Origin of the sequence: Streptomyces phyllanthi, from assembly GCF_009377205.1 — a bacterium.
Taxonomy (GTDB): domain Bacteria; phylum Actinomycetota; class Actinomycetes; order Streptomycetales; family Streptomycetaceae; genus Streptomyces; species Streptomyces phyllanthi.
Map to the genome: position 1 here is coordinate 1 of NZ_VJZE01000104.1, position 24224 is coordinate 24224.

26 protein-coding genes and 1 pseudogene are annotated in these 24224 nt (G+C 71.3%); 13 read left to right on the plus strand and 14 right to left on the minus strand.

The genetic code is table 11. The features are described from left to right. Window positions 1-21 precede the first annotated feature (21 nt). From FNH04_RS17155 to FNH04_RS17165, 3 genes are all read right to left on the minus strand, one after another. Entirely contained in the window at window positions 22-990 is a 969-nt protein-coding gene (locus tag FNH04_RS17155; protein ID WP_152785174.1) for an alpha/beta hydrolase, read from the minus strand. A 210-nt stretch (window positions 991-1200) separates the two neighbouring features. Then, window positions 1201-2208, minus strand: a complete 1008-nt coding sequence (locus FNH04_RS17160; RefSeq protein WP_152785176.1) for an FkbM family methyltransferase — start codon at window positions 2206-2208, stop codon at window positions 1201-1203. 154 nt (window positions 2209-2362) lie between these two features. Further along, entirely contained in the window at window positions 2363-2596 is a 234-nt protein-coding gene (locus tag FNH04_RS17165; protein ID WP_152785178.1) for a hypothetical protein, read from the minus strand. 152 nt (window positions 2597-2748) lie between these two features. Between FNH04_RS17165 and FNH04_RS17170 the strand changes: the two genes are divergently transcribed. The 3 genes from FNH04_RS17170 (at window position 2749) to FNH04_RS17180 (ending at window position 6458) form a co-directional block, all read left to right on the plus strand. Further along, on the plus strand, window positions 2749-3654 hold the full coding sequence (locus tag FNH04_RS17170; RefSeq protein ID WP_152785203.1) for a LysR family transcriptional regulator: 906 nt from the start codon (window positions 2749-2751) through the stop codon (window positions 3652-3654). Between the two features lie 105 nt (window positions 3655-3759). Then, on the plus strand, window positions 3760-4794 hold the full coding sequence (locus FNH04_RS17175) for a LacI family DNA-binding transcriptional regulator (protein WP_322723200.1): 1035 nt from the start codon (window positions 3760-3762) through the stop codon (window positions 4792-4794). A gap of 227 nt (window positions 4795-5021) precedes the next feature. Further along, entirely contained in the window at window positions 5022-6458 is a 1437-nt protein-coding gene (locus tag FNH04_RS17180) for a benzaldehyde dehydrogenase (protein WP_152785204.1), read from the plus strand. A 70-nt stretch (window positions 6459-6528) separates the two neighbouring features. Here the strand turns inward: FNH04_RS17180 and trxA are convergent, their stop codons facing one another. Further along, window positions 6529-6921 carry a thioredoxin gene (trxA, locus tag FNH04_RS17185; protein ID WP_152785183.1) on the minus strand — a complete coding sequence of 131 codons (393 nt, stop codon included), beginning with the start codon at window positions 6919-6921 and terminating at the stop codon, window positions 6529-6531. 127 nt (window positions 6922-7048) lie between these two features. Here trxA and FNH04_RS17190 point away from each other — a divergent pair, with 127 nt between their 5' ends. Continuing rightward, entirely contained in the window at window positions 7049-8500 is a 1452-nt protein-coding gene (locus tag FNH04_RS17190; RefSeq protein ID WP_152785185.1) for a dihydrolipoyl dehydrogenase family protein, read from the plus strand. A gap of 38 nt (window positions 8501-8538) precedes the next feature. On the opposite strand, the gene FNH04_RS17195 is transcribed toward FNH04_RS17190, so the two are convergent. The 3 genes from FNH04_RS17195 to FNH04_RS17205 form a co-directional block, all read right to left on the minus strand. Further along, window positions 8539-9195 carry a peptide deformylase gene (locus FNH04_RS17195; protein ID WP_152785187.1) on the minus strand — a complete coding sequence of 219 codons (657 nt, stop codon included), beginning with the start codon at window positions 9193-9195 and terminating at the stop codon, window positions 8539-8541. Between the two features lie 111 nt (window positions 9196-9306). Next, window positions 9307-9966 carry a sigma-70 family RNA polymerase sigma factor gene (locus FNH04_RS17200; RefSeq protein WP_152785189.1) on the minus strand — a complete coding sequence of 220 codons (660 nt, stop codon included), beginning with the start codon at window positions 9964-9966 and terminating at the stop codon, window positions 9307-9309. Window positions 9967-10086: 120 nt separating this feature from the next. Then, entirely contained in the window at window positions 10087-10752 is a 666-nt protein-coding gene (locus FNH04_RS17205) for a hypothetical protein (RefSeq protein ID WP_152785191.1), read from the minus strand. A 147-nt stretch (window positions 10753-10899) separates the two neighbouring features. Between FNH04_RS17205 and FNH04_RS17210 the strand changes: the two genes are divergently transcribed. After that, window positions 10900-12315, plus strand: a complete 1416-nt coding sequence (locus FNH04_RS17210; RefSeq protein ID WP_152785193.1) for a PepSY-associated TM helix domain-containing protein — start codon at window positions 10900-10902, stop codon at window positions 12313-12315. A gap of 145 nt (window positions 12316-12460) precedes the next feature. On the opposite strand, the gene FNH04_RS17215 is transcribed toward FNH04_RS17210, so the two are convergent. Then, on the minus strand, window positions 12461-12811 hold the full coding sequence (locus FNH04_RS17215; RefSeq protein ID WP_322723201.1) for a tetratricopeptide repeat protein: 351 nt from the start codon (window positions 12809-12811) through the stop codon (window positions 12461-12463). A 136-nt stretch (window positions 12812-12947) separates the two neighbouring features. Here FNH04_RS17215 and FNH04_RS17220 point away from each other — a divergent pair, with 136 nt between their 5' ends. Next, the gene (locus FNH04_RS17220) at window positions 12948-13913 is read left to right on the plus strand and encodes a pirin family protein (RefSeq protein WP_152785195.1); all 966 of its coding nucleotides are present in this window, start codon (window positions 12948-12950) and stop codon (window positions 13911-13913) included. 195 nt (window positions 13914-14108) lie between these two features. Here FNH04_RS17220 and FNH04_RS17225 read toward each other — a convergent pair whose 3' ends face one another. Next, a complete protein-coding gene (locus tag FNH04_RS17225) occupies window positions 14109-14774 on the minus strand; it encodes a TetR/AcrR family transcriptional regulator (protein WP_152785196.1) in 666 nt (221 codons plus the stop codon). A 69-nt stretch (window positions 14775-14843) separates the two neighbouring features. Between FNH04_RS17225 and FNH04_RS48645 the strand changes: the two genes are divergently transcribed. The 4 genes and pseudogenes from FNH04_RS48645 to FNH04_RS17240 all read left to right on the plus strand — a co-directional run. Beyond that, window positions 14844-14966 carry a hypothetical protein gene (locus tag FNH04_RS48645; RefSeq protein WP_265580045.1) on the plus strand — a complete coding sequence of 41 codons (123 nt, stop codon included), beginning with the start codon at window positions 14844-14846 and terminating at the stop codon, window positions 14964-14966. A 10-nt stretch (window positions 14967-14976) separates the two neighbouring features. Then, on the plus strand, window positions 14977-16149 hold the full coding sequence (locus FNH04_RS17230) for an MFS transporter (protein WP_152785197.1): 1173 nt from the start codon (window positions 14977-14979) through the stop codon (window positions 16147-16149). Next, entirely contained in the window at window positions 16146-17627 is a 1482-nt protein-coding gene (locus tag FNH04_RS17235) for an MFS transporter (RefSeq protein ID WP_152785198.1), read from the plus strand. The genes FNH04_RS17230 and FNH04_RS17235 overlap by 4 nt, the downstream gene beginning before the upstream one ends. A 110-nt stretch (window positions 17628-17737) precedes the next feature. Beyond that, window positions 17738-18049, plus strand: a pseudogene (locus tag FNH04_RS17240) (HoxN/HupN/NixA family nickel/cobalt transporter); the annotation flags it as partial. 230 nt (window positions 18050-18279) lie between these two features. On the opposite strand, the gene FNH04_RS17245 reads toward FNH04_RS17240, so the two are convergent. Continuing rightward, the gene (locus FNH04_RS17245) at window positions 18280-18933 is read right to left on the minus strand and encodes a TetR/AcrR family transcriptional regulator (RefSeq protein ID WP_322723202.1); all 654 of its coding nucleotides are present in this window, start codon (window positions 18931-18933) and stop codon (window positions 18280-18282) included. 114 nt (window positions 18934-19047) lie between these two features. Here FNH04_RS17245 and FNH04_RS46560 point away from each other — a divergent pair, with 114 nt between their 5' ends. Beyond that, window positions 19048-19215 (plus strand): hypothetical protein, encoded by a 168-nt coding sequence (locus FNH04_RS46560; protein WP_194236710.1) that lies wholly within the window; start codon window positions 19048-19050, stop codon window positions 19213-19215. A 5-nt stretch (window positions 19216-19220) separates the two neighbouring features. Next, window positions 19221-19787 carry a hypothetical protein gene (locus tag FNH04_RS17250; protein WP_194236711.1) on the plus strand — a complete coding sequence of 189 codons (567 nt, stop codon included), beginning with the start codon at window positions 19221-19223 and terminating at the stop codon, window positions 19785-19787. A gap of 85 nt (window positions 19788-19872) precedes the next feature. Here FNH04_RS17250 and FNH04_RS17255 read toward each other — a convergent pair whose 3' ends face one another. From FNH04_RS17255 to FNH04_RS17270, 4 genes are all read right to left on the minus strand, one after another. Beyond that, window positions 19873-20742: a F510_1955 family glycosylhydrolase gene (locus FNH04_RS17255; protein WP_322723203.1), complete on the minus strand. Its 870-nt coding sequence runs from the start codon at window positions 20740-20742 to the stop codon at window positions 19873-19875. 32 nt (window positions 20743-20774) lie between these two features. Beyond that, window positions 20775-21800, minus strand: coding sequence for a C40 family peptidase (locus FNH04_RS17260; protein ID WP_152785201.1), 1026 nt, complete (start codon window positions 21798-21800; stop codon window positions 20775-20777). A gap of 224 nt (window positions 21801-22024) precedes the next feature. After that, the gene (locus FNH04_RS17265) at window positions 22025-22936 is read right to left on the minus strand and encodes a M56 family metallopeptidase (protein WP_322723204.1); all 912 of its coding nucleotides are present in this window, start codon (window positions 22934-22936) and stop codon (window positions 22025-22027) included. Further along, window positions 22933-23307 (minus strand): BlaI/MecI/CopY family transcriptional regulator, encoded by a 375-nt coding sequence (locus FNH04_RS17270; RefSeq protein WP_152785202.1) that lies wholly within the window; start codon window positions 23305-23307, stop codon window positions 22933-22935. The genes FNH04_RS17265 and FNH04_RS17270 overlap by 4 nt, the downstream gene beginning before the upstream one ends. Window positions 23308-23641: 334 nt before the next feature. On the opposite strand from FNH04_RS17270, the gene FNH04_RS49410 reads away from it, so the two are divergent. Next, complete coding sequence (locus FNH04_RS49410; protein ID WP_407704117.1) at window positions 23642-24046, plus strand: DUF6153 family protein; 405 nt, start codon at window positions 23642-23644, stop codon at window positions 24044-24046. Window positions 24047-24224 lie beyond the last annotated feature (178 nt).

Below are 24224 nucleotides of genomic sequence, written 5' to 3' on the forward strand. Positions count from 1 at the left end.
GGTAGGGGCGGCGGGGCGAGATCACTCGCCGAGCAGCCTCCGCAGCCACCCCAACCGGGCCGCCACCGTGATCTGGGACAGCGCGGCCTGCGGCGCGAAGCCGTCGTAGCCGTGGAATCCGCCCGGCCACACATGCAGTTCGGCCACCCCACCGGCCGCCCAGATCCGCGACGCGTACTCGACGGTCTCGTCCCGGAAGGTCTCCGCGGAGCCGACGTCGAGGAAGGCGGGCGGCAACCCGGCCAGGTCCTCGGCCCGCGCCGGAGCCGCGTACGGCGACACGTCAGGCCCACCCCGCAGCTCGCCCAGCAGCGCCGTCCACCCCGTCTCGTTGGACGTACGGTCCCAGACACCGAGCCCCGCCATCTGATGCCCGGACGCGGAGTCGTTGCGGTCGTCCAGCATCGGGCACATCAGCATCTGCCCGATGGGCCGCGGGCCCCCGCGGTCACGGGCCAGCAGGGCCAGCGCGGCCGTCAGCCCGCCACCCGCGCTGCCGCCCACGACGACGATCCGCTCAGGATCGCCACCGATCTCCTTGGCGTGCTCCGCCGTCCACAGCAGACCGGCGTAGACGTCCTCCACCGGCGCCGGGTGCGGGTGCTCCGGCGCCAGCCGGTACTCCACGGACACCACGACCGCGTCCAGCTCCCGTGCCCAGGCCAGGGCCATGTCCATGCCGAACTTGGCGCTGCCGAGGATCATCCCACCGCCGTGGGTGTGGTAGATGACCGGTCGCCCACCGGTGGACGCGGCCGGCCGGCAGATCAGCAGCGAGATGTCGGGCGCTCCCTGCGGCCCCGGCACCTCCCGCTCCTCGACCTCGAAGAACCCGCCCTGGCTCAGCTGCTCCGCGCCGGGCTCCAGGGCAACGGAGCCCAGACGTCTCTCGGCCAGCCCGTCCAGTGTGATGGACGGAGGCACCATCTCGGCGATCATCTCCAGGGCGGCGGCGAGCTCGGGGTCGAACGGGGGCGGTACCTGAGTCATGGCGTCTCCTCACACGGGGTGCCGTGCCGGCGGTTCGTACGGCCCCCATGGTTCACGCCACCACTCCGGCGCGCAGGCCGCCGTACGGCGGTACCTGCCCGCCATCCGGCGGGTGGCGGCACGCGGCGGTCACCCGCCGGATGGCGGGCAGGGCGCAAAGCCCTGCACGAGTCCTCGGCCCTGCACGAGTCTTCAGCTCTGCACGGGCCCTCAGCCCTTCGCGGGAGCCGCGTCCGCACGCATCATCACGCAGTCGAACTCCACCACGCGACCCGTGGTCTCCTCCCGCGTGACCGGATACATGCCGCTGATCCCGAACCCGCTGCGCTCGTACACCGCTATCGCCTCGGCCATCCCCGGGCTGCCCTCGTACAGCCGCAGCGCGGCGACCTCCGACTGCAGACCCACGAAGTCCGCGATCCGCTCACCGGCGCCCGCGAAGACCTCCAGGTCGTACCCCTGCGTGTCCATCTTCAGATAGGGACGGGGACCGGTGATGCCGTCCAGGGCCTTCTCCATCACCTCGTCGAGCCGCCGGATCTCGATCTCCTCCGTCTGCGTCCTCGCGAACCGCTTGTAGCGGCCCCGGCCGTAGTCGCTCGGCGGGAGGAGCGAGTTCATGGAGTTCCAGCCGGTGTGGATGGACATCATGGCGTCCTCGCGCCCGAGGCCGAAGTGGCAGACCTGCCAGTCGGGGTCGTCCTTCGCGGCCCGTTCTAGACGGGCGAAGGCGTCCGAGGTGGGCTCGAAGGAGACGATCCGTCCCGTGTAGCCGAACCGCCGCAGCCGCTTGCCGTACTGCCCGGCGTTGGCCCCCACGTCGAACACGCAGTTCACCCGGTACGCCTCCAGCATGGCGGCCACGTGCTGGGAGCACAGATACGCCCCGGCCGCGAGCTGGAACCGGCGCTCGTCCGCGCTCGCGTGGTCGTTCAGGAGGAGATGCGCCCCGGTGTCGCCGAGCCGGACGCCGGTCCACCCGCCGGACGGCTCCGGCGCCTTGCCGGGCTTGGTGCCCTGGACCACCCACATGTCCTTGCCGGCGCCCGTCACGGAGTACCGGTCGACGTTCCTGACCAGCAGGTCCGCGCCCTGGTCCACGGGGATCCGGGCACGTCCGCCGCGCCGGGAGACCACCGCGGTTCCGGGGCCGAGGTCGGTCACGTGCAGACCCAGCCGGGGCATCAGTCTCAGCAGGCGTCGGAAGAGCGTCTCCATCCACCCACCCTGGCAGAGAAGACACGCATTCGTTGCACACTTGAACGATTTCGTCGTGTGCGCCCCTTACTGCGCCGATGCGCCGAGCAGGCGGCCGGGCCCGGCCTCTTCCCGCATCGGTGTGCCGAACGGGCCCGGACCTTCGATGCCCCCTTCAGGGGCCGGCCGAACCGCACCGTGCGCGCACCGCGTCCGGCGCCGGGGGCCGGCTGCGGGAGACGATCCGCATCCCGCGCTGGTCCACGACACGGACCTGGAGCGATCCGCAGCCGCAGCGGATCCACACGGTGTGGCCCGCCGCCGTGGCGTGCCGGGACACCACCTGGAAGGGCTCGGCGTGGTCGGGCCATCCGCAGTGCGGGCAGGCGCCGGCCGTCGTGCTGGTCATCGCAACTCCTCGTAACTCCTCGTACGGCAGGGACGGTCGACGGTCGTGGCACGGCGGTCACCGCACGATCGCCGCGACACGGCCAGAGTGCGTCGCGGCCGCCGTATACGTCCAGGTTGACTTTCCGGACCCGACCTTGAAGCGTGGACTTCATGATTGACCTGCGCCGACTGCACGTCCTGAGGGCGGTCGCCCACTACGGCACGGTCACCGCGGCCGCCAACGCCCTGCACTTCACCCCGTCCGCCGCCTCCCAGCAGATCCGTCAGCTCGCCCGTGACCTGGGCGTCGACCTGCTCGAACCGCAGGGCCGCGGGGTCCGGCTCACCCCTGCCGCGCAGAGCCTGCTCGCGCACGCCGACGCGATCCAGGCCCGCTGGGAGCAGGCCGAGCTGGATCTGCGGGCCGATCACGGCGCCCCCTCCGGGCTGCTGCGGGCATGCGGGTTCCCCGTCGCCGTCTCCGTGCTCCTGGCTCCGGTGGCGGCCCGGCTGCGCACCCGGCATCCGCGCCTGTCCGTACGGATCCAGGAGGCCGGCGTACCGGAGAGCTTCGACCTGCTCTTCGAGGGGGAGATCGACCTCGCGGTCGTCGAGGCCACCCCGCACAACCCGCCCCTCGGCGACGTCCGCTTCGACCAACAGCCGCTCCTGGACGACCCGTTCGACCTGGTCGTCCCCGAGGACCACCCTCTCGCGGCGCGTGAGCGCGTGGACTTGGCGGAAGCCGCGCACGAGGACTGGATCGCCCCCGTGCCCGAGAGCCCCTGCCGCCCCCACGTGCTGTCGGCGTGCGGCGCCGCCGGGTTCACCCCCGATGTCGTGCACCACGCGCTGGACTGGAACGTCACGGCCCATCTCGTCGCCCACCGGCTCGGCGTCGCCCTGATCCCGCGGCTGGCCCAGCTGACACCGCATCTGCCCGTCACCCGCGTCTGTTGCACCGGCAACCCGCATCGCAAGCTGCTGACCTGCACCCGCGGCGGCGGAGCCCAACGCCCCGCGGTCGCCGCCGCGTTGCGGGAACTGCGCGAGCTGGCCCCCACGACGGTGGTCTGACGTCCGGGCCGCCCGGCAGCTCCGCGGGGCACCCGCCACCTGCGCGGCTTCGGCCCGAACTCCCCCCGCCCGAACGCCCGTCACAGCTTCTGCAAAGATGCGTACGTGGTGCAGATACCGAATCAGCCCGCTCCGCCGTCGCCCGCACAGCGATCCGTGCCGACGAGTGCCGATGTGGCGCGCCTGGCGGGTGTCTCACGAGCGACCGTGAGTTATGTCCTGAACAACACGAGCGCCGTACGGATCAGCGAGCCCACGCGCCGCCGTGTCCACGAGGCCGCGAAGGAACTCGGATACGTGCCGCACGCGGCCGCCCGCAGCCTGCGCGCCGGACACAGTCGCATGGTGCTCATGCCCGCTCCGCACGTCGCGGCGAACCCGCTCTACAGCGGGTTCATCTACGAGATCCAGTGGGCGCTCAGCCGCCTCGACTACACCGTCGTCCAGTACGGCAGCATCGGCCTCCACGGCGACGAGGCGGCCCGCGCCTGGGCCGAACTGCGCCCCGTCGCCGTGATCGTGCCGGGTGCCGGACTCGGCCCGAAAGGAGTCGCCGTCCTCAAACGATCCGGCGCCAGAGCCGTCGTCACCATGGGTCCCGAACCCGTGGAGGGCGCGCACGGGATGTGCCTGGACCACGGCGAGGTCGGACGCAGCGCGGCCGCCCATCTGCTGGCCCGCGGGTGCCGCCGCATCGGTGTGGTGGTGCCCGAGGAGCGCGGTCTGAGCGTCTACTCGAGACCCAGACTCACCGGGGTGCAGCAGGCGGCGCAGGGCACCGGGGCGACGGTGACCGAACTGCCGCTCGCGTACGAGGAGGAGGCGGCGGCCGCCCTTGCCGCGCGCTGGCGTTCCCTCGGTCTGGACGCGGTGTTCGCGTACAACGACGAGTACGCGATGCTGCTGATGCGTGCCCTCCAGGACGAGGGCATCGACATCCCGGAGGAGACGGCCGTGATCGGCGCCGACGACCTGGTCCTCGGCCGGCTGCTGCGACCGCGCCTGAGCACCGTCCACCTGGAGCTCCCGGCCGGGCGCGACCTCGCGGAACTGGTGGACCGGGCGGTCCGCGAGCCCGGGGGAGTGCCCGAAACGCACCAGATGCTCCGTTCTCGGGTGGTGCACCGGGAATCGAGCTGACGGGCCGCACCGCACGGGATCCAGGCACAACTCCTGGATCGGCACCTGGAGTTGTGCCTGGATCCCGTGTGGCGGGCGACACGCTTCCCGTACGGCATGACTAGGATGTTGCGCGCTCAACCAACCAGGCGCGGACGTCCGCGACCGTCGGCCGCAGCCGCACACGGCTGCGGTCGTCACGAGTCGTGGGACGCCATCCGTGATCAGTGACCGATCGGAGAGCCGTCATGCCGCTGCTCGACCCGCAGACCTGGCAGTCCCGCACCCTGTCCGGCGGTGAGTACGCCGTCACCGAGCCCGCGACCGGCGACACGCTCGCCACCGTCACGCTGGCCTCCGCCGACGACGTGGCGAGCGCCACCCGGGCGGCCCGGGCCGCGCAGGCCGAGTGGGCCCGCACTCCGCACTTCGTCCGCGCCGGCGTCCTGCGCAAGGCCGGCGACCTGTTCACCGCGCACGCCGAGGAACTGCGCGACTGGATCGTGCGGGAGTCCGGCTCCATCCCGGGCAAGGCCGAGTTCGAACTGCATGTCGCGGCCCAGGAGTGCTACGAGGCGGCCGCGCTGGCCTCCCGCCCCGCCGGGCAGGTCCTGCCCTCGGAGGCGCCCCGGCTGTCGTACACGCGCCAGGTACCGGTCGGCGTGGTGGGCGTCATCTCCCCCTTCAACGCCCCGCTGATCCTGTCCATCCGTTCCGTCGCCCCCGCCCTCGCCCTCGGCAACGGCGTCGTCCTGAAGCCCGACCCGCGCACCGCCGTCTGCGGCGGGCTCTCGCTGGCCGCCGTCTTCGCCGAGGCGGGGCTCCCCGAGGGGCTGCTGCATGTGCTGCCCGGCGGCCCCGAGGCGGGGCAGGCGCTGGTCGCCGACCCGCTCGTGCCCGTCATCTCCTTCACCGGGTCGACCGCTGCCGGACGCGCGGTCGGTGAGGCCGCGGGCCGCCATCTCAAGCGCGTACACCTGGAGTTGGGCGGCAACTCCGCGCTGATCGTGCTGGAGGACGCCGACATCGACGCGGTGATCTCCACGGCCGCGTGGGGGTCGTTCTTCCACCAGGGCCAGATCTGCATGACGACGGGACGCCACCTCGTCCACGCCTCGCTGTACGAGGAGTACGTCGAGCGGCTCGCGGCGAAGGCCGACTCGCTCGCCGTCGGCGACCCGTACCGCGAGCAGGTGCACCTCGGTCCGATCATCGACGACGCCCAACTCGCCAAGATCCGCGGCCTGGTGGACTCCAGCACGACCGGCGGCGCCAAGCTCGCGGCGGGCGGCACGCACGACCGGCTGTTCTACCGGCCGACCGTGCTCGCCGGCGTCGACGACACCACGCCCGCGTACGCCGAGGAGGTCTTCGGCCCGGTCGCGCCCGTACGGTCCTTCAAGGACGCCGACGAGGCCGCCTCACTCGCGGCCGACGGACCGTACGGACTGTCGCTGGGCATCGTCACCCGCGACACCGCGCGCGGCCTCGACCTCGCCCAGCGCATCCCGACCGGCATCGTCCACATCAACGACCAGACGGTCAACGACGAGGCCGTCGCGCCCTTCGGCGGGATCGCCGCCTCCGGCACCGGCGCCCGCTTCGGCGGCGAGGCCAACATCGAGGCCTTCACCGAACTGCGCTGGACGACGGTGCGCGGGGACGTGGCGGCGTACCCCTTCTAGGGCCTGTCGTTCGGATCATCCCGGCGTCGCGGGGCGTGGATCCGGTTCCCCGTCAAGGAAGGGACGGGGCCTACTGCACCTGGCCGTTCCCCTCGGCATGGGCCTGCTGCTCGGCGACCGCCTTGCGAACCTCGGTCATGTCCAGCTCCCGGGCCTGCCCGATGACGTCCGTCAGGGCGGCCTCGGGCAGGGCGCCCGGCTGCGCGAACACGGCGACCTGGTCGCGGACGATCATCAGCGTCGGGATCGACTGGATGCCGAAGGCCTGGGCCAGTTCCGGCTGGGCCTCGGTGTCGACCTTGCCGAACACCAGGTCCGGGTTGTCCTCCGCCGCCTGCTCGTAGACCGGGGCGAACTGACGGCACGGCCCGCACCAGGACGCCCAGAAGTCGATCAGGACGAACTCGTTGTCCGTGACCGTCTGGTCGAAGTTCTCCTTGGTGAGCTCCACGGTGCTGCTCATGGCGTGTATCCCTCTTCCTGGTATCGGGGCTCGGGGCAAGCCGGTGTCGACAACACCGCCTCTCGGTGCCGTATTCCGCGCGCGTACCCATGTGGCCACGGCGCACACCACCCACCAGACTGGCCCCATGACGGACACGGAATCGGCAGAAGAAGCAGCACCCCTCACCTACGACGTCGTGGTGGTCGGGGCCGGGCCCGTGGGGGAGAACGTCGCCGACCGCACCCGCGCGGCCGGTCTGTCCACCGCGGTCGTGGAGAACGAACTCGTCGGCGGCGAGTGCTCGTACTGGGCGTGCATGCCCAGCAAGGCCCTGCTGCGCCCGGTCATCGCCCGCGCCGAGGCCCGCCGCGTGCCCGGCCTGCGGCACCTGGTCCGGGACCCCCTCGACACGGCCGAGGTCCTCGCCCACCGGGACTACGAGACCTCGCACTGGAAGGACGACGGCCAGATCCAGTGGCTGGAGAGCGTCGGCGCGGTCCTCCACCGCGGCCACGGCCGCCTCGACGGACCCCGAAGGGTCACGGTCGAGGGCCCCGACGGCGGGCGCCGGGTGCTGACCGCCCGGCACGCCGTCGTCGTGTGCACCGGCAGCCGCGCACTCCTGCCCGATCTGCCCGGCCTTGACCGGGTGAGGCCCTGGACGAGCCGCGAGGCCACCAGCGCCCAGGCCGCGCCCGGCCGGCTGGTCGTGATCGGCGGCGGTGTCGTGGCCGTGGAGATGGCCACCGCCTGGCAGGCACTGGGCTCGCGGGTCACCGTCCTCGTCCGCGGCAAGGGACTGCTGCCCCGCATGGAGCCCTTCGCCGGGGAACTGGTCGCCGAGGCGCTCACCGAGGCGGGCGCGGACGTCCGCACGGGTACGTCGGCCGAGTCGGTCACCCGCGAGAACGGCACCGTCGTGGTCCACACCGACACCGGTGACCGTATCGAGGCCGACGAGATCCTCTTCGCCACCGGGCGTGCCCCGCGCACCGACGACATCGGGCTGGAGACCGTCGGCCTGGAACCGGGCTCCTGGCTGCCGGTCGACGACAGCCTCCGCGTCACGGACAGCGAGTGGCTGTACGCGGTCGGAGACGTCAACCACCGGGCGCTGCTCACCCACCAGGGCAAGTACCAGGCCCGTGTCGCCGGCGCCGCCATCGCCGCCCGCGCGGCGGGCGCACCGCTGCTGGAGACCACCCCCTGGGGCCCCCACGCGGCCACCGCCGACCACGCCGCCGTGCCCCAGGTCGTCTTCACCGACCCGGAGGCCGCGGCCGTGGGCCTCTCCCTCGCCGAGGCCGAGCAGGCCGGCCACCGCGTCCGCGCCGTGGACGTCGACTTCGCCTCGGTCGCGGGAGCGGGCCTCTACGCCGACGGCTACCGGGGCCGCGCCCGCATGGTCGTGGACCTGGAGAAGGAGATCCTGCGCGGTGTCACCTTCGTCGGTCCCGGCGTCGGCGAACTGATCCACTCTGCGTCGATCGCGGTCGCCGGCCAGGTCCCGATCGGCCGCCTCTGGCACGCGGTCCCGTCGTACCCGACGATCAGCGAGGTGTGGCTGCGGCTGCTGGAGGCGTTCCGGGACACGTGAGCGGCTCGGGTCCGACGGGCCGGGGCCGTCCTGGCCCGTCAGTCGGGCAGCGTGAATCCGAGGGACTCCGCGGCCCGGTGCGGGGCCGGGTCGTTCCAGAGGCCGGCCACGGCCTGGTTGGAGGACAGGGAGCGGAGTTCGGCGCGGTCGAGGTACAGCGTGCCGTCCAGGTGGTCCGTCTCGTGCTGGACGATACGGGCGGGCCAGCCGGTGAACTCCTCGTCGACCGGGTGGCCGTGCTCGTCCAGCGCCGTGAGCCGTACCCGGGCGTGCCGGGCCACCACGGCCTGCCAGCCCGGCACGCTCAGACAGCCCTCGAAGAACGCGGCACGCCCGGCGCCGACGGCCTCGTACGCCGGGTTGACCAGGACACGGAAGGGCTGCGGCACCCGGCCGCGCGCGAGCCGTACCTCCTCCGGCACCGGCGCCGGGTCCTCGACGACGGCGATCCGCAGCCCCACCCCGACCTGCGGAGCGGCGAGTCCGACACCCGGCGCCGCGTGCATCGTGGCGCGCAGGGCGGCGACGAAGCGGGCCAGCAGGGCCGGGTCCAGCTGGCCGTCGAAGGGTGCCGCGGGGCGACGCAGCACCGGGTCGCCCGCGGCCACGATCGGCAACGGCCCCTCGTGGGAGAGGAGTCGCTCGACCTGGTCGCGGAGCCGGCGGGATGTCCTACGGTCGCTCTCTGATGCCATCGCGCCAGCATGCCAAGACACGTCACGCGATGCGGGGCGGATCCCGCGGAGAGAGGTACGGGCCACATCTCCGGGGACCCGCACGGCGGGCGTGGCTCCGCCCCTGGGACCCTAACCGGCCGCGAGCAGCAGCTCCGTCACGCTCTCCCGGGCACGCGCCACCCGTGAGCGCACCGTTCCGATCGGGCACCCCATGGCCGACGCCGCGTCCGCGTACGGCAGTCCGGCCAGCTGGGTCAGCACGAACGCCTCGCGGCGGGGCGCGTCCAGGGTCCGGAGCAGATCGAGCAGGGTCACGCCCTCGTCGAAACCGGGCAGCCCGCGCGGCTGGGTGCGCTCGGCGGCCGCCTGCCAGTCGCAGGCATCGGATATCCGCGGCCGGGCCGCCGCCGCCCGGAACCGGTCGGCCACCGTACGGCGCGCGATCGCCAGCAGCCAGGTGCGGGCGGTGGAGCGGGCGGTGAACCCGTGCAGCGCGGTCAGGGCGCGGAGATACGTCTCCTGGGTCAGATCGTCGGCGCCGGGCACGTCACCGCTGAGGTGCGCCACGAAACGCCACACGTCCCGGTGCGTCGCACGGACGAAGCGCTCGAGGGCGTCCCGGTCACCGGCGCGGGCGGCGAGCGCCCACCGGGTGACCCGCTCGTCGTCGCGGACGGGGGTGTCGTCGTGTCGAGGAGCGGCGTCGCGTCGAGGGGCGTGGCGGTGTCGAGGGGCACGGTCCTGTACCGGAGTGTTGCTTACCGGGGCCTGCGGAAGCGCAGGAGTCATCGCTGAGGTCCTTTGGCGAAGAGAGGGGCGCGTACGCGGGCACAGCGGCCGCGATGGGGAGGGCACGGCTGTGGACGCGTACGCGAGAACCCGCCCGTCACCAGTGGTCGTGACGGGCGGTCAGCAGTGGACGAACCCCGTCGGCGGACCTCTGCGAGCGACGGCGTACTGCAACAGGACCCCGAGCAACCGGCGTACGGGAACGAGCAGTTCGGCTCGTACGGGAGGTGCGGGCCGGACCGGGACCGGGCGCAGGAAGACCAGACGCAGCGGCGGGAACACCAGGGCGGCCAGCGAACGGCCCGCCCGGTGGGCCGCCACCTCACCGCGCCACAGCCACACCCCGCACAGCAGCGCGGCGAGCACGTGGGCCGCGAACATCGAGAAGGAGCCGTAGTCCCCCAGCTCCGTACCCGCCGACTCCAGGCTCACGGACGACCCCGCGGACCCCATGGCGGCGGACGGCTCGTCCATGGAGTGCATGTGGCCCGTGCCCATGTGCCGCGGGGATGGGACGGCCGCCGGGGCGCTCAACCGCTGGGCCAGCCCGAAGAGTTCATGGAGCCCCAGCTGGGCGGCCACCGTGGCACCGGTGACGAGCGGAGCCCCGCGCTCCCGTCCCGTCAGCCACCACGCGACCGCCGTCGTGCCCGCGAACGCGCACCCCACGGTCCACCACGGCAGCGCCGCCCGGGACATCAGCACGTGCCCCAGGGCGGCCGTCACCACGCACACGGCCGCGAACACGGCGGCGCGCGCGAGGCGTAAGGCGCTCCCTGAGGTCATGCCGAGCATCGTGCCAGGACAGCGGGGCATCCCCCCAACCACCCATCCACATGTGACCTACGACACCCACGCGCCCCGGAACTCGACGCGCCCTCGCTCCGACTACTGGACCGCAACAACGTCCCCACCCACCGGAGTAGCCCGCCGATGTCCACCGCTCCCTCGACCGAGACGGGCGAGTCCCCGCAACCCGTCACCACGCAGCCCGTCACCACCCCGAAACCGCGGCCCGCCGCGCTCAGGTCACTCAAACCGCTCGTTCTGCGGCTGCACTTCTACGCGGGTGTCCTGGTCGCCCCGTTCCTGCTGGTCGCGGCCCTGACCGGCTTCCTCTACGCGGCCTCGTTCCAGGCCGAGAAGATCGTGTACGCCGACCAGCTGACCGTCTCCTCCGTCGGCGACCGCAAGCTGCCGATCTCCGAGCAGGTGGCCGCCGCCCGGAAGGCCCACCCCGAGGGCACGATCTCCGCCGTACGGCCGTCCCCCGAGGACGACGCCACCACCAGGGTGATGCTCGCGGGCGTCCCCGGCGTCGACGAGACCCACACGCTCGCGGTGTTCGTCGACCCGTACACCGCGAAGGTGCGCGGATCGCTGGAGCAGTACGGCTCGACGGGCGCGCTCCCGCTGCGCACGTGGATCGACGAGTTCCACCGCGACCTGCACCTCGGGGAGAGCGGCCGCCTCTACAGCGAGCTCGCCGCCAGCTGGCTGTGGGTCATCGCGGCGGGTGGACTCGCGCTCTGGTTCGGCCGCCGCCGCGGCCGGCGCAAGGTGCGCGGCACCAGCGGCCGTCGCCGCACCCTCGGACTGCACGGCACCGTCGGCGTGTGGGCGGCCGCCGGGTTCTTCTTCCTCTCGGCGACGGGTCTGACCTGGTCGGCGTACGCGGGTGCCAACATCGACACCCTGCGCACCTCGCTCGGCCAGGCGACCCCGGCGATCTCGGCGACCGCCTCCGGCGGCGACCACGCGGCTCACGGGGACGGCGAGGACTCCTCCGGCGCGGCGCCCGAGGGGGACCTCGACAAGACCCTCGCCGCCGCGCGCGCCAAGGGCCTGGGCGATCCCGTGGAGATCGTGCCGGCCGCCGACGCGTCCTCCGCGTATGTCGTACGGCAGGTCCAGCGCAGCTGGCCCACCAAGCAGGACGCGGTGGCCGTGGACCCGGCGACCAACGAGGTCACGGACACCCTCCGGTTCGCCGACTTCCCGGTGCTCGCCAAGCTGACCCGCTGGGGCATCGACGCCCACACCGGCGTCCTCTTCGGCTTCGTCAACCAGCTCGCCCTGATGGCCCTCGGGCTCTCGCTGATCCTGCTCATTCTCTGGGGCTACCGCATGTGGTGGCAGCGCGGCCGGGCCTCGGCCTTCGGCCGCCCCATCCCGCGCGGCGCCTGGCAGCACGTGCCGCCACAGATTTTGGTCCCCGCACTGGCGGCCGTCGCCGTCGTCGGCTACTTCGTCCCGCTCCTGGGTATCCCGCTCGCGGCGTTCATCGTGGTCGATGTGGTGCTGGGCGAGATCGCTCACCGGCGGGGCGGGCGGACGCACGCGGAGTAGGGCGGGCGATGTGAGCGGAGTACGGGGACCACGCAGGTTGGGCGTCAGCCAGGTGGGGAAGGGGGCGCCGGCCGCTCCGGTTCTCGGTGGGCACGGACTTCCGTGCCCACCGAAGGCCCCCTGCGGCGACCTGTTCGAACGGTCCTCAGCCCTGTCGCTCGAAGTCACCGGCGAGGGCGGAGGCGATCCGCATGTGCGACTCCGCCTCCTCGTGCCGTCCCTGCCGCTGGAGCGTGCGCCCCAGCATCAGGCGGGCGTAGTGCTCCACCGGATCGCGCTCGACGATGACGCGCAACTCGGTCTCCGCGCGACGCAGTTGGGCCGAGTGATAGTAGGCGCGCGCGAGCAGCAGCCGCGGCCCGGTCTGCTCGGGCACCTCGTCGACCAGCCCTGAGAGGACCCGCGCCGAGGCCGCGTAGTCCTTGGCGTCGAAGAACATCCGCGCCCGCTCCCAGCGCTCCGCGGCCGTCCCGTGGTCGTAGTACGTCGTGTCCACTCGTGACCTCCTTCGCGGCGTACAACCCCACGAGACGGTTGAACATTCCACTGGTTGCGGAACGTGGTCGACCGCCCCTCCCCGGCGCACGGGCGATGGCCTGACGTGGAGAGCGGGACGGGGCTAGGTTGGCGCCATGAGCAATCTTGATCGCGAAGCCGTGCCCTCGGTGTGCGGCGGCCGGGGGTTCGTGGTGGCCGAGCCGGTGCGTGAACTCCTCAGTCCCCGCCGGGTGAAGCTCGGCGAGTCCACCGAGGTGCGCCGGCTTCTGCCCAATCTGGGCCGCCGCATGGTGGGCGCATGGTGCTTCGTCGATCACTACGGTCCCGACGACATCGCCGACGAGCCCGGTATGCAGGTCCCGCCGCATCCGCACATGGGTCTGCAGACCGTCAGCTGGCTGCACGAGGGCGAGGTGCTGCACCGCGACTCGACCGGCAGCCTCCAGACGATCCGCCCGCGCGAGCTGGGCCTGATGACCTCCGGCCGGGCGATCAGCCACTCCGAGGAGAGCCCCAGGCCGCACGCCCGCTTCCTGCACGGCGCCCAGTTGTGGGTCGCCCTGCCGGACGGCCACCGGCACACCGAGCCGCACTTCCAGCACCACGCCGACCTGCCTGTCGTCACGGCGCCCGGCCTCAGGGCCACCATGATCCTGGGCACCGTCGACGGCGTGACCTCGCCCGGTACGACGTACACCCCGATCGTGGGCGCCGACCTGTCCCTCACCCGTGGCACCGACGTACGGCTGCCCCTGGAGCCGGACTTCGAGTACGCGGTCCTCTCCATGTCCGGCGAGGCCCACGTCGACGGCGTCCCCGTCCTCCCCGGCTCCATGCTCTACCTCGGCTGCGGCCGCACGGAACTCCCCCTGCGCGCCGGGTCGGACGCGGACCTGATGCTCCTCGGGGGCGAGCCGTTCGACGAGGAGCTGATCATGTGGTGGAACTTCATCGGGCGTACGCAGGAGGAGATCGAGGCGGCGCGCAGGGACTGGATGGAGGGCTCCCGCTTCGGTGAGGTGAAGGGCTACGACGGGGGGCGGCTGCCTGCTCCCCAACTGCCGCCGCGGGCGATGAAGCCGCGGGGGAGGGTGCGCTGAACTGCGGTGATGTGCTCCGGGCGCATCGCCGCTCGATGCCTTCTCCATCCCCCTCGGTGGACCCGGTGGAAGGGGGCGGAGGTGTCTGGCGGTGATCTTTCGGTTTCGTCTGCGCGTCCATTTGTGCCTGCTGGGCACGGCGTGGGCGGCGAGGCGACGCACTCCGCCCGGGAAGCGCAGATTGCGGCCGTCCTGTCAGGAGGGCGCTTTCGCATCGGGCGTGGCGTAGTGGTCCAGGAACATCTCCACTCCCTGTGCGATCAGTCGGTCGGTCAGATCGGCGTTGAGTTCGGTTCCGTAGCTGCTGAAGACCAGCTGCGGATAGAGCAGCAGTGAGTAGAGCTGGATGATCGCGACCTCGAGGTCCGGGATGGCGAGTCGACCCTTGGCCACGAGCTGTTCCAGTGCGCCGGCCACGGCCGGGTGGTGGTGTCCGGGGGGCTGGTGCTGCCATGCCTTGCCGAGGTCGGGGAAGCGGTGCAGCTCGCGTGCGACCAGGTTCCGCATGGCCAGGACGTCGGGGTTGTCCCGGACGCTCGCGACCCAGGCCTGGGCCGCCTCGGTGAGTGCCTTGCGTAGATCGTCGGCCTCGGCGAGCTGATCGACGGCGGTCACCAGGGTTCCGCCGACCGGTGCGTCGAGGGCGTCCGCGATGACGGCGGTGAAGAGCGCTTCCTTGCTGCCGAAGTGGTTGTACACCGTCACCTTGGACACGCCTGCGTTGGTGGCGATGAGGTCCACACCGGCCGCGAAGCCCTCCTTGAGGAAGGTCTCCCGCGCAGCCGCGATGATCGCCGCGCGCTTCTGCTCGGCTCGCGCTCCGGACGGAGGTCGCTTGGTGGTGGCTGCCTCGTGATCCATGGCCGTATCCTACCCGCCAACTGAACTGAACAGTTGAGTTCAATTAGAATGAACTGTACTGTTCAGTTCATGAGTGCATCCGTCCGCACCCCCTCAGAGCCTGCGTTCCTGCCGCCCCGCAGGCGCTGGCTGACCCTAGCCGTGCTCGGCGTGAGCCTCCTGGTCGTGGGGCTCGACACCACGGTCCGGTGAGGCGCTGATCATGCCCGCCACGCTGGCGATCATCGGCACCGTCTTCACCGAGCCCACCGAGCGCACGAAGGCGATCGGCGTCTGGTCGGCCGCCGTCGGCGCAGGCACCGTCATCGGACCCGTGGTCGGCGGCCGGCTCCTCGATCACTTCTGGTGGGGCTCGGTCTTCCTGGTCAACCTGCCCATCGGAGCCGCAGGCCTGGTCGCCTCCGCCATCCTGGTCCCTGCCACACCGGCCATACGCGGCCGTCGGCTGGACCCGGTGGGTGCCGCACTGTCCATTGCCGGGCCCGCCCTGCTGCTCTGGGCGCTCATCGAGGGGCCGTCGGAGGGGTGGACCGATCCGTTGGTGCTCGGCGCGTTCGCCCTGGCTGCCGTACTCATCGCCGCGTTCGTGGAGTGGGAGCGCCGTGCCCCCAACCCGTTGCTGTCGCTGGGGATCCTCCGCCACCGAGGGCTCGCCGTCGGCGCCGTGCTGATCCTGCTGTGCGCCTTCGCGATGATCGGGACGCTCTTCGTCCTCGTACAGCATCTGCAATTCAACCTCGGCTACACGGCGGCGCAGACCGGCTGGCGGCTCGGGCCGATGGCACTCGCGCTGCTGGTGGCCGGGCCGGTGGCCGGAGTGCTCGCCCAGCGCCTCGGGGTGCGGTACGTCGCGGCCGCCGGACTCGCGCTGGTGGCCGGGGCGTTGACCGTGTTCGCCACGACGAGCCCGGGGGACGGCTACGGCCGGGTGCTCGTTGTCGTGGTGCTGCTGGGGTCGGGTGCCGGGTTCGTCATCACCGCCACGTCCGACTCCATCGTGGGTTCCCTCCCGGAGAGAGATCTGGGCGTGGGGTCGGCGACCAACAGCACCGCCATTCAGTTCGGTGCCGCCCTCGGGGTCGCGGTCACCGGCAGTCTGCTGGCCGGTCGCTACCGCCGTGAGATCGGCCAAAGCGCCCTGGAACCCGCGCAGAAGGCCGCCGCGCACGACTCACTGGGCGCGGCCCTCGCCGCAGCCGAGCACTTACCGAGCCACGCCGGGACCGCCCTCGCCCGCGCAGCCCGCGACGCGTTCACCGCGGGGCTCGGTCCATCCATGTTCACCGGAGCCGCGATCGCCGTGGTCGGCTTTGTCGTCGCGCTCGTCCTCGCCCCACGCCGTACCAACTCCGATGATTCGGGAGCCCCGTCATGAGCCACGTACCGGAAACAGCCCACTCGGACCCGCACACGCACGGTTCGGCCGCTCCAGCCGGACACCCGCACCGCTGGAAGCTGTTGACGCTGCTCTGCCTCGCCCAGTTCATGCTGATCGCCGACGTGACCGTCATCAACGTCGCCCTGCCGACCATAGGCAAAGACCTCGGTCTCGACGGCTCGGGACTCACCTGGGTCGTCACCGCGTACACGCTCTTCTTCGGCAGCCTGCTGCTGCTCGGTGGACGTCTCGCCGATGCGATCGGGAAGCTCCGTGCCTTCCTCGCCGGGCTGACGGTGTTCACCGCTGCCTCCATAGCTTCCGGGCTCGCGGCGGGCGGCGGAATGCTCATCGCTGCCCGCTCGGCGCAGGGAGTCGGTGCGGCGCTGATGTCACCGGCCGCGATGGCCCTCGTCACGGCCCTCTTCCATGGGCCCGACCGCAACAAGGCACTCGGTATCTGGGCCGCGATCGGTGGTGCGGGATCTGCCGTGGGTGTGCTGCTCGGGGGCGTGTTCGTCTCCGGTCCCGGATGGGAGTGGGTGTTCTTCATCAACGTGCCGGTGGGGCTGGTCGCCCTCCTCGGAGTACCGGCCCTGCTCGGCAACTCGCGTGATCTCGCGTCTCCTTCTGGCGCGGGCCGTTCCCTCGACCTGATGGGCGCGCTCACCCTGACGGCCGCACCCGGCCTGCTCGTCTACGGGCTGGTGCGGGCCCGCGACCACGGGTTCGACGCGCCGGATGCCTGGTTGCCGCTTGTCGGTGCCGTGCTGTCGGCGGTCGCCTTCGTGGCGGTCGAGCGCCGGGTGCGCGAACCGCTCGTACACCTCGTGATCTTCGCGCGGCGCTCGCTCGTCGGCGGCAGCGTGGTCATGCTCGCCGCCTCGGGACTGCTCATCGCGAGCTTCTTCCTCAGCTCCTTCTACCTCCAGCACGTCCTGCGCTTCAGCGCGTTGAAGACCGGTCTCGTCTTCCTGCCCGTCGCAGTGGCCATCACGCTCGGGGCGCACGCCGCTTCGCATCTGGTGGCCAAGCTGGGATGGCGTCCCGTCGGTGCCGTTGCCTTCACGCTGACGGCCGTGGGAGCCGCCCTGCTGACCCGGTTGGACGCGAACAACAGCGTCTGGACCGAACTCGTCCCGGGCTTCGCCCTTCTCTCGCTCGCTCTCGGTACCGCCTTCGTCTGCGCCACCACGGCAGCGATGAACGGACTGTCGCACCAGGACATGGGCCTCGCATCCGGACTGGTCAGCACCTCGCACGAACTCGGTGCGGCGCTGGGCGTCGCTGTCATCTCGACCATCGCCGGGGCGAGCCTGGAGGGCGGTGGCGCGGGTGCGACGGCCGGTACCGGCGGCTTCGACAACGCCTTCACCGCCTGCGCGATCACCGCTGCCGTGGTTGCAGCCGTCGGCGCTCTGCTGCTGCCGGCCGGGCGCCCGGACCCGGGACAGGGCCCGGTCATGGCGCACTGACCGGGGGGAGGGGCGCACAGCTCTGTATGGTCGGCGCTGCCACAGTCGAAGTGTCCTGAGGCCACCTCACGTTGCACTGACCTGAGCACACCCCGATCAAGGACACCGCCATGACCGTTGGGTCCGTCCCCCGGGCCGGCCTCGTCCGGCGCGTACGCGTCGCGCTCACTCCGCGCGAGTGGGCCCGGGTCGGTGGACTGGCCGCTGCGATCCTCGCCCTGCACGTCATCGGGTGGGGCACGTTGCTGTTCGTCGTCCCCCACCACTTCGGCCTCGGCAGCCAGGGCGCGTTCGGCGTCGGCCTCGGCGTCACCGCGTACATCCTCGGCATGCGGCACGCCTTCGACGCGGATCACATCGCCGCGATCGACAACACCACCCGCAAGCTGATCTCCGACGGCGGGCGCCCGCTGTCCGTGGGCTAAGGACCCCGAGGTCCTGGAGTCCACCCGCCGCGTCGACACCGTCGTCCTGGACAAGACCGGAACCGTGACCACCGGCCGGAACCTGCGCTGGATCGTGCCCGCGGTCTCCCGGAGCGGCTCCTCGCCACCTGCGGAGGGAGACCGTGCGGCCCGTGTCGTCGCGTACACCGCCACAGCAGTCAGGGCTGCTGCGCGGCCGATGTGGAGCCATGCCGTCAGCTGGCGGGTCAGTGACCTGGGTGCCCTGCGTGGTGGCCGTGGTGGTGCTCGTGTCGGCCGGCCGGCCCTCGGCCGTCCGGCATGGAGTGCCCGTTACGCAGCCCGGACAGCGTCACCGTCACGAGCCGGTCGGTCGCCGCTTCGGAGGGTAGGGCGGCAGCGGCCGTCAGGGCGTGGAGGCAGTAGGTCGCCAGCTCGTCGGGTGCGACGTCGTCACGGAAGACGCCGGCTTGCGCGCCCTCGGCCAGCAGGTCCCGGATCATGCCGTGGAGCTGCTGCTGCGCTCGGACGACGCGCTCGTCCCGGTGAAGAAATGCCCCGAGTTCCGTGCCGTTGTGCGCGCCGGTCTGGCGCGAGATGTGAGCGAACGCCCTCAGAACGGCCTCGAGTCGGTCGCCGGGGCCATCGGCCTGGTCCCGGACCTCCGCGAGCTGTTCCAGGTGCTCGGTGATCCGGCGGTCGTGCCAGGCCAGCAGGATCGCCTCGACGTCCGGGAAGTACTTGTACAGCGTGGCCCGGCCGATGCCGACCTGTTCGGCGATCTGGGACATCGTCACCGACCGCACCCCGTGTTCGGCGGCGAGCTGCGCCGTGGTGGACAGAATCGCGTCGCGCACGGCGCGGCGGTGCGCCTCGATCGTCTCGTTCCACAGCTTCGGCACCAGGTCAGTGTACGCGGCGCCGTCATCGATACGCCGTGGTTGACATAGTAGACAGTGTGTCTCGTAAAGTGCGCATGACGACCGTCCGCCAACCAAGCACCCAGGGACGCACCCATGGCTGACTCGCCTTCCCGTACCGAAGCCGCCGACTCCGCGCCACGCTCTGCGGTGTATCCCGGCATGCCCCGCTGGGTGAAGGTGTTCGGCATCGTCGCCGGATCCGCACTGCTGGTGGCGCTCGTGCTCATGCACACGATCGGTGGCGGGATGGGCGGCCACTGACCGCCATGGCCATGAACCCCCGCCTCCGCAAGCTCACCCTCACCGCACACGTCACCTCCTCGGTCGGCTGGCTCGGGGCTGTCGCCGTGTTCGTCGTCCTGGCTGTCGTCGGTCTGAACGGCCAGGACCCACAGGACGTGCGCGGCGCCTACCTCGCGATGGAGCTGATCGGCTGGTACGCCCTTGTCCCGCTCAGCTTCGCCTCGTTGCTCACGGGGCTCGTTCAGGCCCTGGGGTCCGCCTGGGGGTTGTTCCGCCACTACTGGGTCGCGTGCAAGCTGCTGATCAACGTGGTGGCGACGGTTCTGCTGCTGGTGCACATGCAGGTGATCGGCCATGTCGCCGGCGTCGCGGCCCAGAGGACGCTTGCCGACGGTGACCTCGTGGGGATGAGGGTCCAGCTGCTGGCCGACGCCGGCGCCGCTCTTCTCGTGCTGATCGTCGCGGTGGCGCTGTCGGTGTACAAGCCGAAGGGGCTGACCCGATACGGCTGGCGCAGGCAGCACGAGCCACGGGAGCGGCAGAGACTCACCGCCGACGGGGATTCAGCAGTGGGTGTGGCGGTCCGCTGACTGCCCGCCACGTTTCGCAGTAAACACTTTTGCACCGGACATGGAGCTGCGTCCCGCAGCGGAACGACAACTTTGGCGTGTCAGCTCAGGAGGCAAGCGGCGCGAGTTCGGTGAACGTCTTGCCGCCGTCGCGTGACTCGTACACGCCCGTCATCGTCGCCGCGAGGATGCGGTCGGCGTTCACGGCGGTCAGCGCCTGGGGTTGCCCGCCGGGTACGGTCGTGAGCTCCTTCCACGTCTTGCCGCCGTCCGCGCTGCTGCTCAGCTTCCCGGACGTGTCGATGCCGAAGAGGGACTCTTCCACCGGCCAGGACAGAAACGCCTGCACCGGCTCGGTGCCCTTGCCGAAGCTGCGGCCGCCGTCAGTGCTGGTGGCGACGCCCTCCGCCGTGGTGGCCAGCAGCTTGGCCCCGGAGGGGCTCACTGTCACATCGAGTGCCTCCAGCGAGGCCCGGTCGTCCCAGCTCTTGAGGTCGCTGCTGATCCGGATCCGGCCGCCCTCGTAGCCGTAGACCATCCCCTTGGCCGAATCCAGGGAATGGAAGTCGGCGTCACCCTCCAGTGACCGGGACGTCCAGGTACGGCCCGCGTCCTTGCTCTCGATCAGGCCGAGGTTCCCCGGGCGTCCGCTGCCCTCGGCGCCGTGACCGCTGGCGATGAAGGTGTTCTCGCTGGTCACGGTGAAGCCCATGAAGTCGTCCTTGCGGTCGCCGACGAGCTTCGGCTTTCCGCCCTTGGCCACGGTGTAGAGGCCGTTGTGGGTGGCCACGTACACACGTCCGTCAGCAAGGCCCACACCCAGACCGTGTACGTGGGACAGCATCGCCGACGACTCCGATGTGTCCGCTGCCGAGCCCGCTTCGGTGGTGCCACCTGCGCAGGAGGTGAGGACCAGGGAGGTGATCGAGGTGCCCGCGATGACGAGGAGGGGGCGGACGGCCCGACGTGCGGTCACGAATGTTCCTTGGGCGGTGTGGGGGTGGGCGCTCAAGGCCTGCTGGCAGCGAAGAACGGCATGGAGTCCAACGGGACGATCTCGATGTTCTTGCCGGTGCGCGGCGCGTGGATGGCCTTGCCGTTGCCGACGTACATGCCGTTGTGCTGGGTGTCGTTGTACCAGTAGATGATGTCGCCGGGCTGCAGGTCGGACCTGGCCACCTTGCGGCCGGCGTCGTACATCTGCTTGACGGTGCGCGGCAGCGATACGCCCGCCGCACGCCAGGAGGCGCCCACCAGCCCCGAGCAGTCGTAGGAGTCGGGCCCGGTGGCGCCCCACTCGTAGGGCTTGCCGAGCTGCGCGTACGCGAAGTCGAGCGCGACCTTGGCACGGCCGCTGGCCGGGCCGTTGTACGTCGCCGGGGAGTCACTGGCGCCCGCGGCGGCGTCGTCGCGCTCTTGATCCGCTTCCATCCTGGCGCGCTGCGCGGCCGTCAGGCTGTTCAGGAGCTTGCGCGCCTTCGCGAGCCTGTCCTGGACCTCGTCCTTCGTCCTGGCAGCCTTGGCGCGCGTCTCCTCCAGGGCCTTCAGCTGCTTCTGAGCGGCCTCGCGTTCCTGGGTGAGCTCGCGTTGCTTGCGCCGCATCGCCTCGAGCGCCTCGGCCTGTCGGCTGCTCGTGCGGTCGAGCATCTCGGCCTGGCCGAGGTAGTCGTCCGGGTCGCTGGACAGGAAGAGCTGCACGCTCGGGTCGATGCCGCCGCTGCGGTACTGCGCGGCCGCCAGCGGGCCTATCTTCTCGCGCAGTTCGTTGATCTCCTGTTGCTTGCGGGCCAGACGGTCCTTTGCGCGGTCGGCTTCGCGCTGCAGCTTCTTCTGCTTTTCGCGGATGGCGTTGTACTCCTCGGTGGGAGCCTCGGCCTCTTCGTAGAGCCGTTCCACTTCCTTGCGGACCTCGTCCACCGTGGGCTTGGGGGCCGCCTGACTCTGCGTCGGCAGGAGGCTCACGGCACCGGCGGCCATGCCCAGGGTGGCTATCCGAGCGCGGCTGGGCGGCTTCGGCCGACGGTGCGATCCCATCGTGGAGTGACTCCTCTGCGCGTCTGCGGCCGAGCGACGGACTCTGGTCGTCGGGCGACACCAGTCAACTGCGGCACTGTCCCGGTGGATCCGATGCTGGGCGCGAACCTTGGCCCGCGCCCAGCATCGCATTCATAGAGTGAGCTTAGAACTTAGTAGCTTCGTAGTGCGCATCGCAAGTGAGCTCGAATCACAGCGGCCTCGCCGGACCCGTCCGGCGGGCGTCAGCCGAGATGCGGCGGGCAGGCGACCAGCAGAGGCAGCAGCGGCACGGTGACGACCGCGGCAGCCACAGAACCCCACAAGGCCGGGTGTGGGGCCTTGCGCGGGCCGAGGACCCGCTTCAGGCGGATCAGGACGTTCTGGCCGCCCGCTGCCAGCGCACCCTTCGGAGTGCGGGCCGCCGCCATCTCGTACATCGCCGTGGCCAGCGCCTCGTGGGAGTGGCTGCGCAGGGCGCGGTCGTCCGCGACCATCTCCAGCAGCAGCGTCGTCTGCTCCCGCGCGTGCCGGGCCAGCGGCAGCCACCGGAACACCGAGTGAAACGCCTCCGCGGCGGCCAGGAACAGGTGGTGGCGACCCACGATGTGGGCCTGCTCGTGCTCCAGCACGGCGGCCAGCTGCTCGGGTGTCAGCTCGCGTACCGCCGCGTCACTGATCACGATCCGGGGATCACGCCCGGGCAGGCAGTACGCGGCGGGCACGTCGTACGGAAGGACGGTGGCACTCAGCCGGGTCGAAGGGCGGCCCACCAAGTCCACCGCTTCCCGGTGCTCAGTCCGCACCCGACGGGCTCGTACGACGTGGAAGACGAAGCTCGCGATCAGGGCGATCCCGATCGCGGCGGGGACACCGACAGCAAGCCGGTCCGCGGTGTGCGGGTCGGGCTGCGCCGTGCCCATGTCCACGCCGCAGGTGTGCAGCAGCCCCACCAGCCCTGCGTGCAGGTGCTCGGCCGGCATGGCCAGGCTGTACGCGGCCAGCGCGGCCCCGATCGAGAACGAGACCGCCAAGGCGTGCCACACAGCTACCGCCAGGGCGGGGGCCCGATGCTGCCAACTGCCGCGGAGCATGAGGCGCGGAGCGACGAACCCCACTGCTGCCGTGTAGCCGACCAGGGCCGTGGCCGCGTTCACGACTCGGCCTTGGCCTGTCGTCCCACGGTCCGCAGGGCCTTGCGCAGGGCGGCCTGTTCTTCCTCCGACATGTTCTCGACGAAGTGGACCAGCGCGGCCGGGCGGTCCTTGCTCTCGCCCAGGCCGTCCTCCATGAGCGCGGCGGCGTACGCCTCACGGCTGCGCACCGGGGAGTACAGCCAGGCGCGCCCCTGCTTGCCGCGCAACAGCCAGCCCTTGGAATACAGGATGTTGGTGACGGTCATGACCGTCGTGTACGCGATGGGGCGGATCTTGTTGATGTCGTCGACCACTTCGCGCACCGTCGCCGGACGATTCCATGTCCAGAGACGATCCATGATCTCTGCCTCGAGATCCCCCAGCCGCCGCATCGCCCTGACTTCCTTCCGCCACCGAGTACGCAGCTCCATAGTAGACGGCCGCTCGGGGCGGGCTTTCGACGCGAGGATGAAACGTCACACTGGTTTCTGGTCTCCATGCCCGTGGCGCGGGGCGGAACAAGAGGTTTGCGAACCGTGAAGTCCCCAGAGGGCGGCCTGGTTGGCGCCACAAGGTGACCCTGGCGCCGTCATGTGGCTGGGTTCACGCAATGTTCTCCTGGGGCGGCGCGCCGGGGCCCCGCGATCGGGTTAGGATCACAGCGTGATTACGGCCTGGTCTCCTTCTTGTGCGCCGAGAAGCCGCTCATCAGCGGCTCTGCTGCGCGTGCTGGGGCTTGGCCTGTTCCTCTTCGGCCTGCTGTATACACATGCGGCCAGCCCTGACACCACGGTGAGTCACCTCTCCTCTCACAAGGGCGTCTCGGCGTCGGGCGTTCATCTCAAGCCCATCGCCGAACACGAAAACGTTGCGAGTGCCACGTCGGCTCAGTCGGCGGGCGAGCACTCCGAGGGCCATCACGACGGTCACGGACAGCAGCACGCCGGTGAGGGCTGTGTCGCCGGGCAGCCTTCGCAGAGTCCCGCTGTGGCGGTGCCCTGCCTGTCTCCGCTGAGCTCGGAGAACGGTGACGAGGCGCCCGGCTCCGCGCTCGCCCGTCACGCCTCCGCGGCACGCGACTTCGCGGTCCCGAGAACGCAAGCGGCGGACTCCACGGTTCTTCGCATCTAGGTCGGCGCCTCCTTAATCGGTCGCCCTGCCCGGGATTCCTGTCCGACCTGGCCCAAGGTCGCGTCACGCCTTTCCCCGGACGACCGTTCCACGACGTCTGACCTCCTGCACACAGCGCCCAACGGCGTGGTGCGGGTCGGTCGACGGCTCTCTCCCTCACCCCCACCGTTCCCTGCCC

What these genes read in the sequence shown, in the direction of transcription:
- FNH04_RS17155 (WP_152785174.1), bottom strand. Translation starts at nt 990, where the DNA reads ATGACTCAGGTACCGCCCCCGTTCGACCCCGAGCTCGCCGCCGCCCTG.
- FNH04_RS17160 (WP_152785176.1), bottom strand. Translation starts at nt 2,208, where the DNA reads ATGGAGACGCTCTTCCGACGCCTGCTGAGACTGATGCCCCGGCTGGGT.
- FNH04_RS17165 (WP_152785178.1), bottom strand. Translation starts at nt 2,596, where the DNA reads ATGACCAGCACGACGGCCGGCGCCTGCCCGCACTGCGGATGGCCCGAC.
- FNH04_RS17170 (WP_152785203.1), top strand. Translation starts at nt 2,749, where the DNA reads ATGATTGACCTGCGCCGACTGCACGTCCTGAGGGCGGTCGCCCACTAC.
- FNH04_RS17180 (WP_152785204.1), top strand. Translation starts at nt 5,022, where the DNA reads ATGCCGCTGCTCGACCCGCAGACCTGGCAGTCCCGCACCCTGTCCGGC.
- trxA (WP_152785183.1), bottom strand. Translation starts at nt 6,921, where the DNA reads ATGAGCAGCACCGTGGAGCTCACCAAGGAGAACTTCGACCAGACGGTC.
- FNH04_RS17190 (WP_152785185.1), top strand. Translation starts at nt 7,049, where the DNA reads ATGACGGACACGGAATCGGCAGAAGAAGCAGCACCCCTCACCTACGAC.
- FNH04_RS17195 (WP_152785187.1), bottom strand. Translation starts at nt 9,195, where the DNA reads ATGGCATCAGAGAGCGACCGTAGGACATCCCGCCGGCTCCGCGACCAG.
- FNH04_RS17200 (WP_152785189.1), bottom strand. Translation starts at nt 9,966, where the DNA reads ATGACTCCTGCGCTTCCGCAGGCCCCGGTAAGCAACACTCCGGTACAG.
- FNH04_RS17205 (WP_152785191.1), bottom strand. Translation starts at nt 10,752, where the DNA reads ATGACCTCAGGGAGCGCCTTACGCCTCGCGCGCGCCGCCGTGTTCGCG.
- FNH04_RS17210 (WP_152785193.1), top strand. Translation starts at nt 10,900, where the DNA reads ATGTCCACCGCTCCCTCGACCGAGACGGGCGAGTCCCCGCAACCCGTC.
- FNH04_RS17220 (WP_152785195.1), top strand. Translation starts at nt 12,948, where the DNA reads ATGAGCAATCTTGATCGCGAAGCCGTGCCCTCGGTGTGCGGCGGCCGG.
- FNH04_RS17225 (WP_152785196.1), bottom strand. Translation starts at nt 14,774, where the DNA reads ATGGATCACGAGGCAGCCACCACCAAGCGACCTCCGTCCGGAGCGCGA.
- FNH04_RS48645 (WP_265580045.1), top strand. Translation starts at nt 14,844, where the DNA reads ATGAGTGCATCCGTCCGCACCCCCTCAGAGCCTGCGTTCCTGCCGCCC.
- FNH04_RS17230 (WP_152785197.1), top strand. Translation starts at nt 14,977, where the DNA reads ATGCCCGCCACGCTGGCGATCATCGGCACCGTCTTCACCGAGCCCACC.
- FNH04_RS17235 (WP_152785198.1), top strand. Translation starts at nt 16,146, where the DNA reads ATGAGCCACGTACCGGAAACAGCCCACTCGGACCCGCACACGCACGGT.
- FNH04_RS46560 (WP_194236710.1), top strand. Translation starts at nt 19,048, where the DNA reads ATGGCTGACTCGCCTTCCCGTACCGAAGCCGCCGACTCCGCGCCACGC.
- FNH04_RS17250 (WP_194236711.1), top strand. Translation starts at nt 19,221, where the DNA reads ATGGCCATGAACCCCCGCCTCCGCAAGCTCACCCTCACCGCACACGTC.
- FNH04_RS17260 (WP_152785201.1), bottom strand. Translation starts at nt 21,800, where the DNA reads ATGGGATCGCACCGTCGGCCGAAGCCGCCCAGCCGCGCTCGGATAGCC.
- FNH04_RS17270 (WP_152785202.1), bottom strand. Translation starts at nt 23,307, where the DNA reads ATGCGGCGGCTGGGGGATCTCGAGGCAGAGATCATGGATCGTCTCTGG.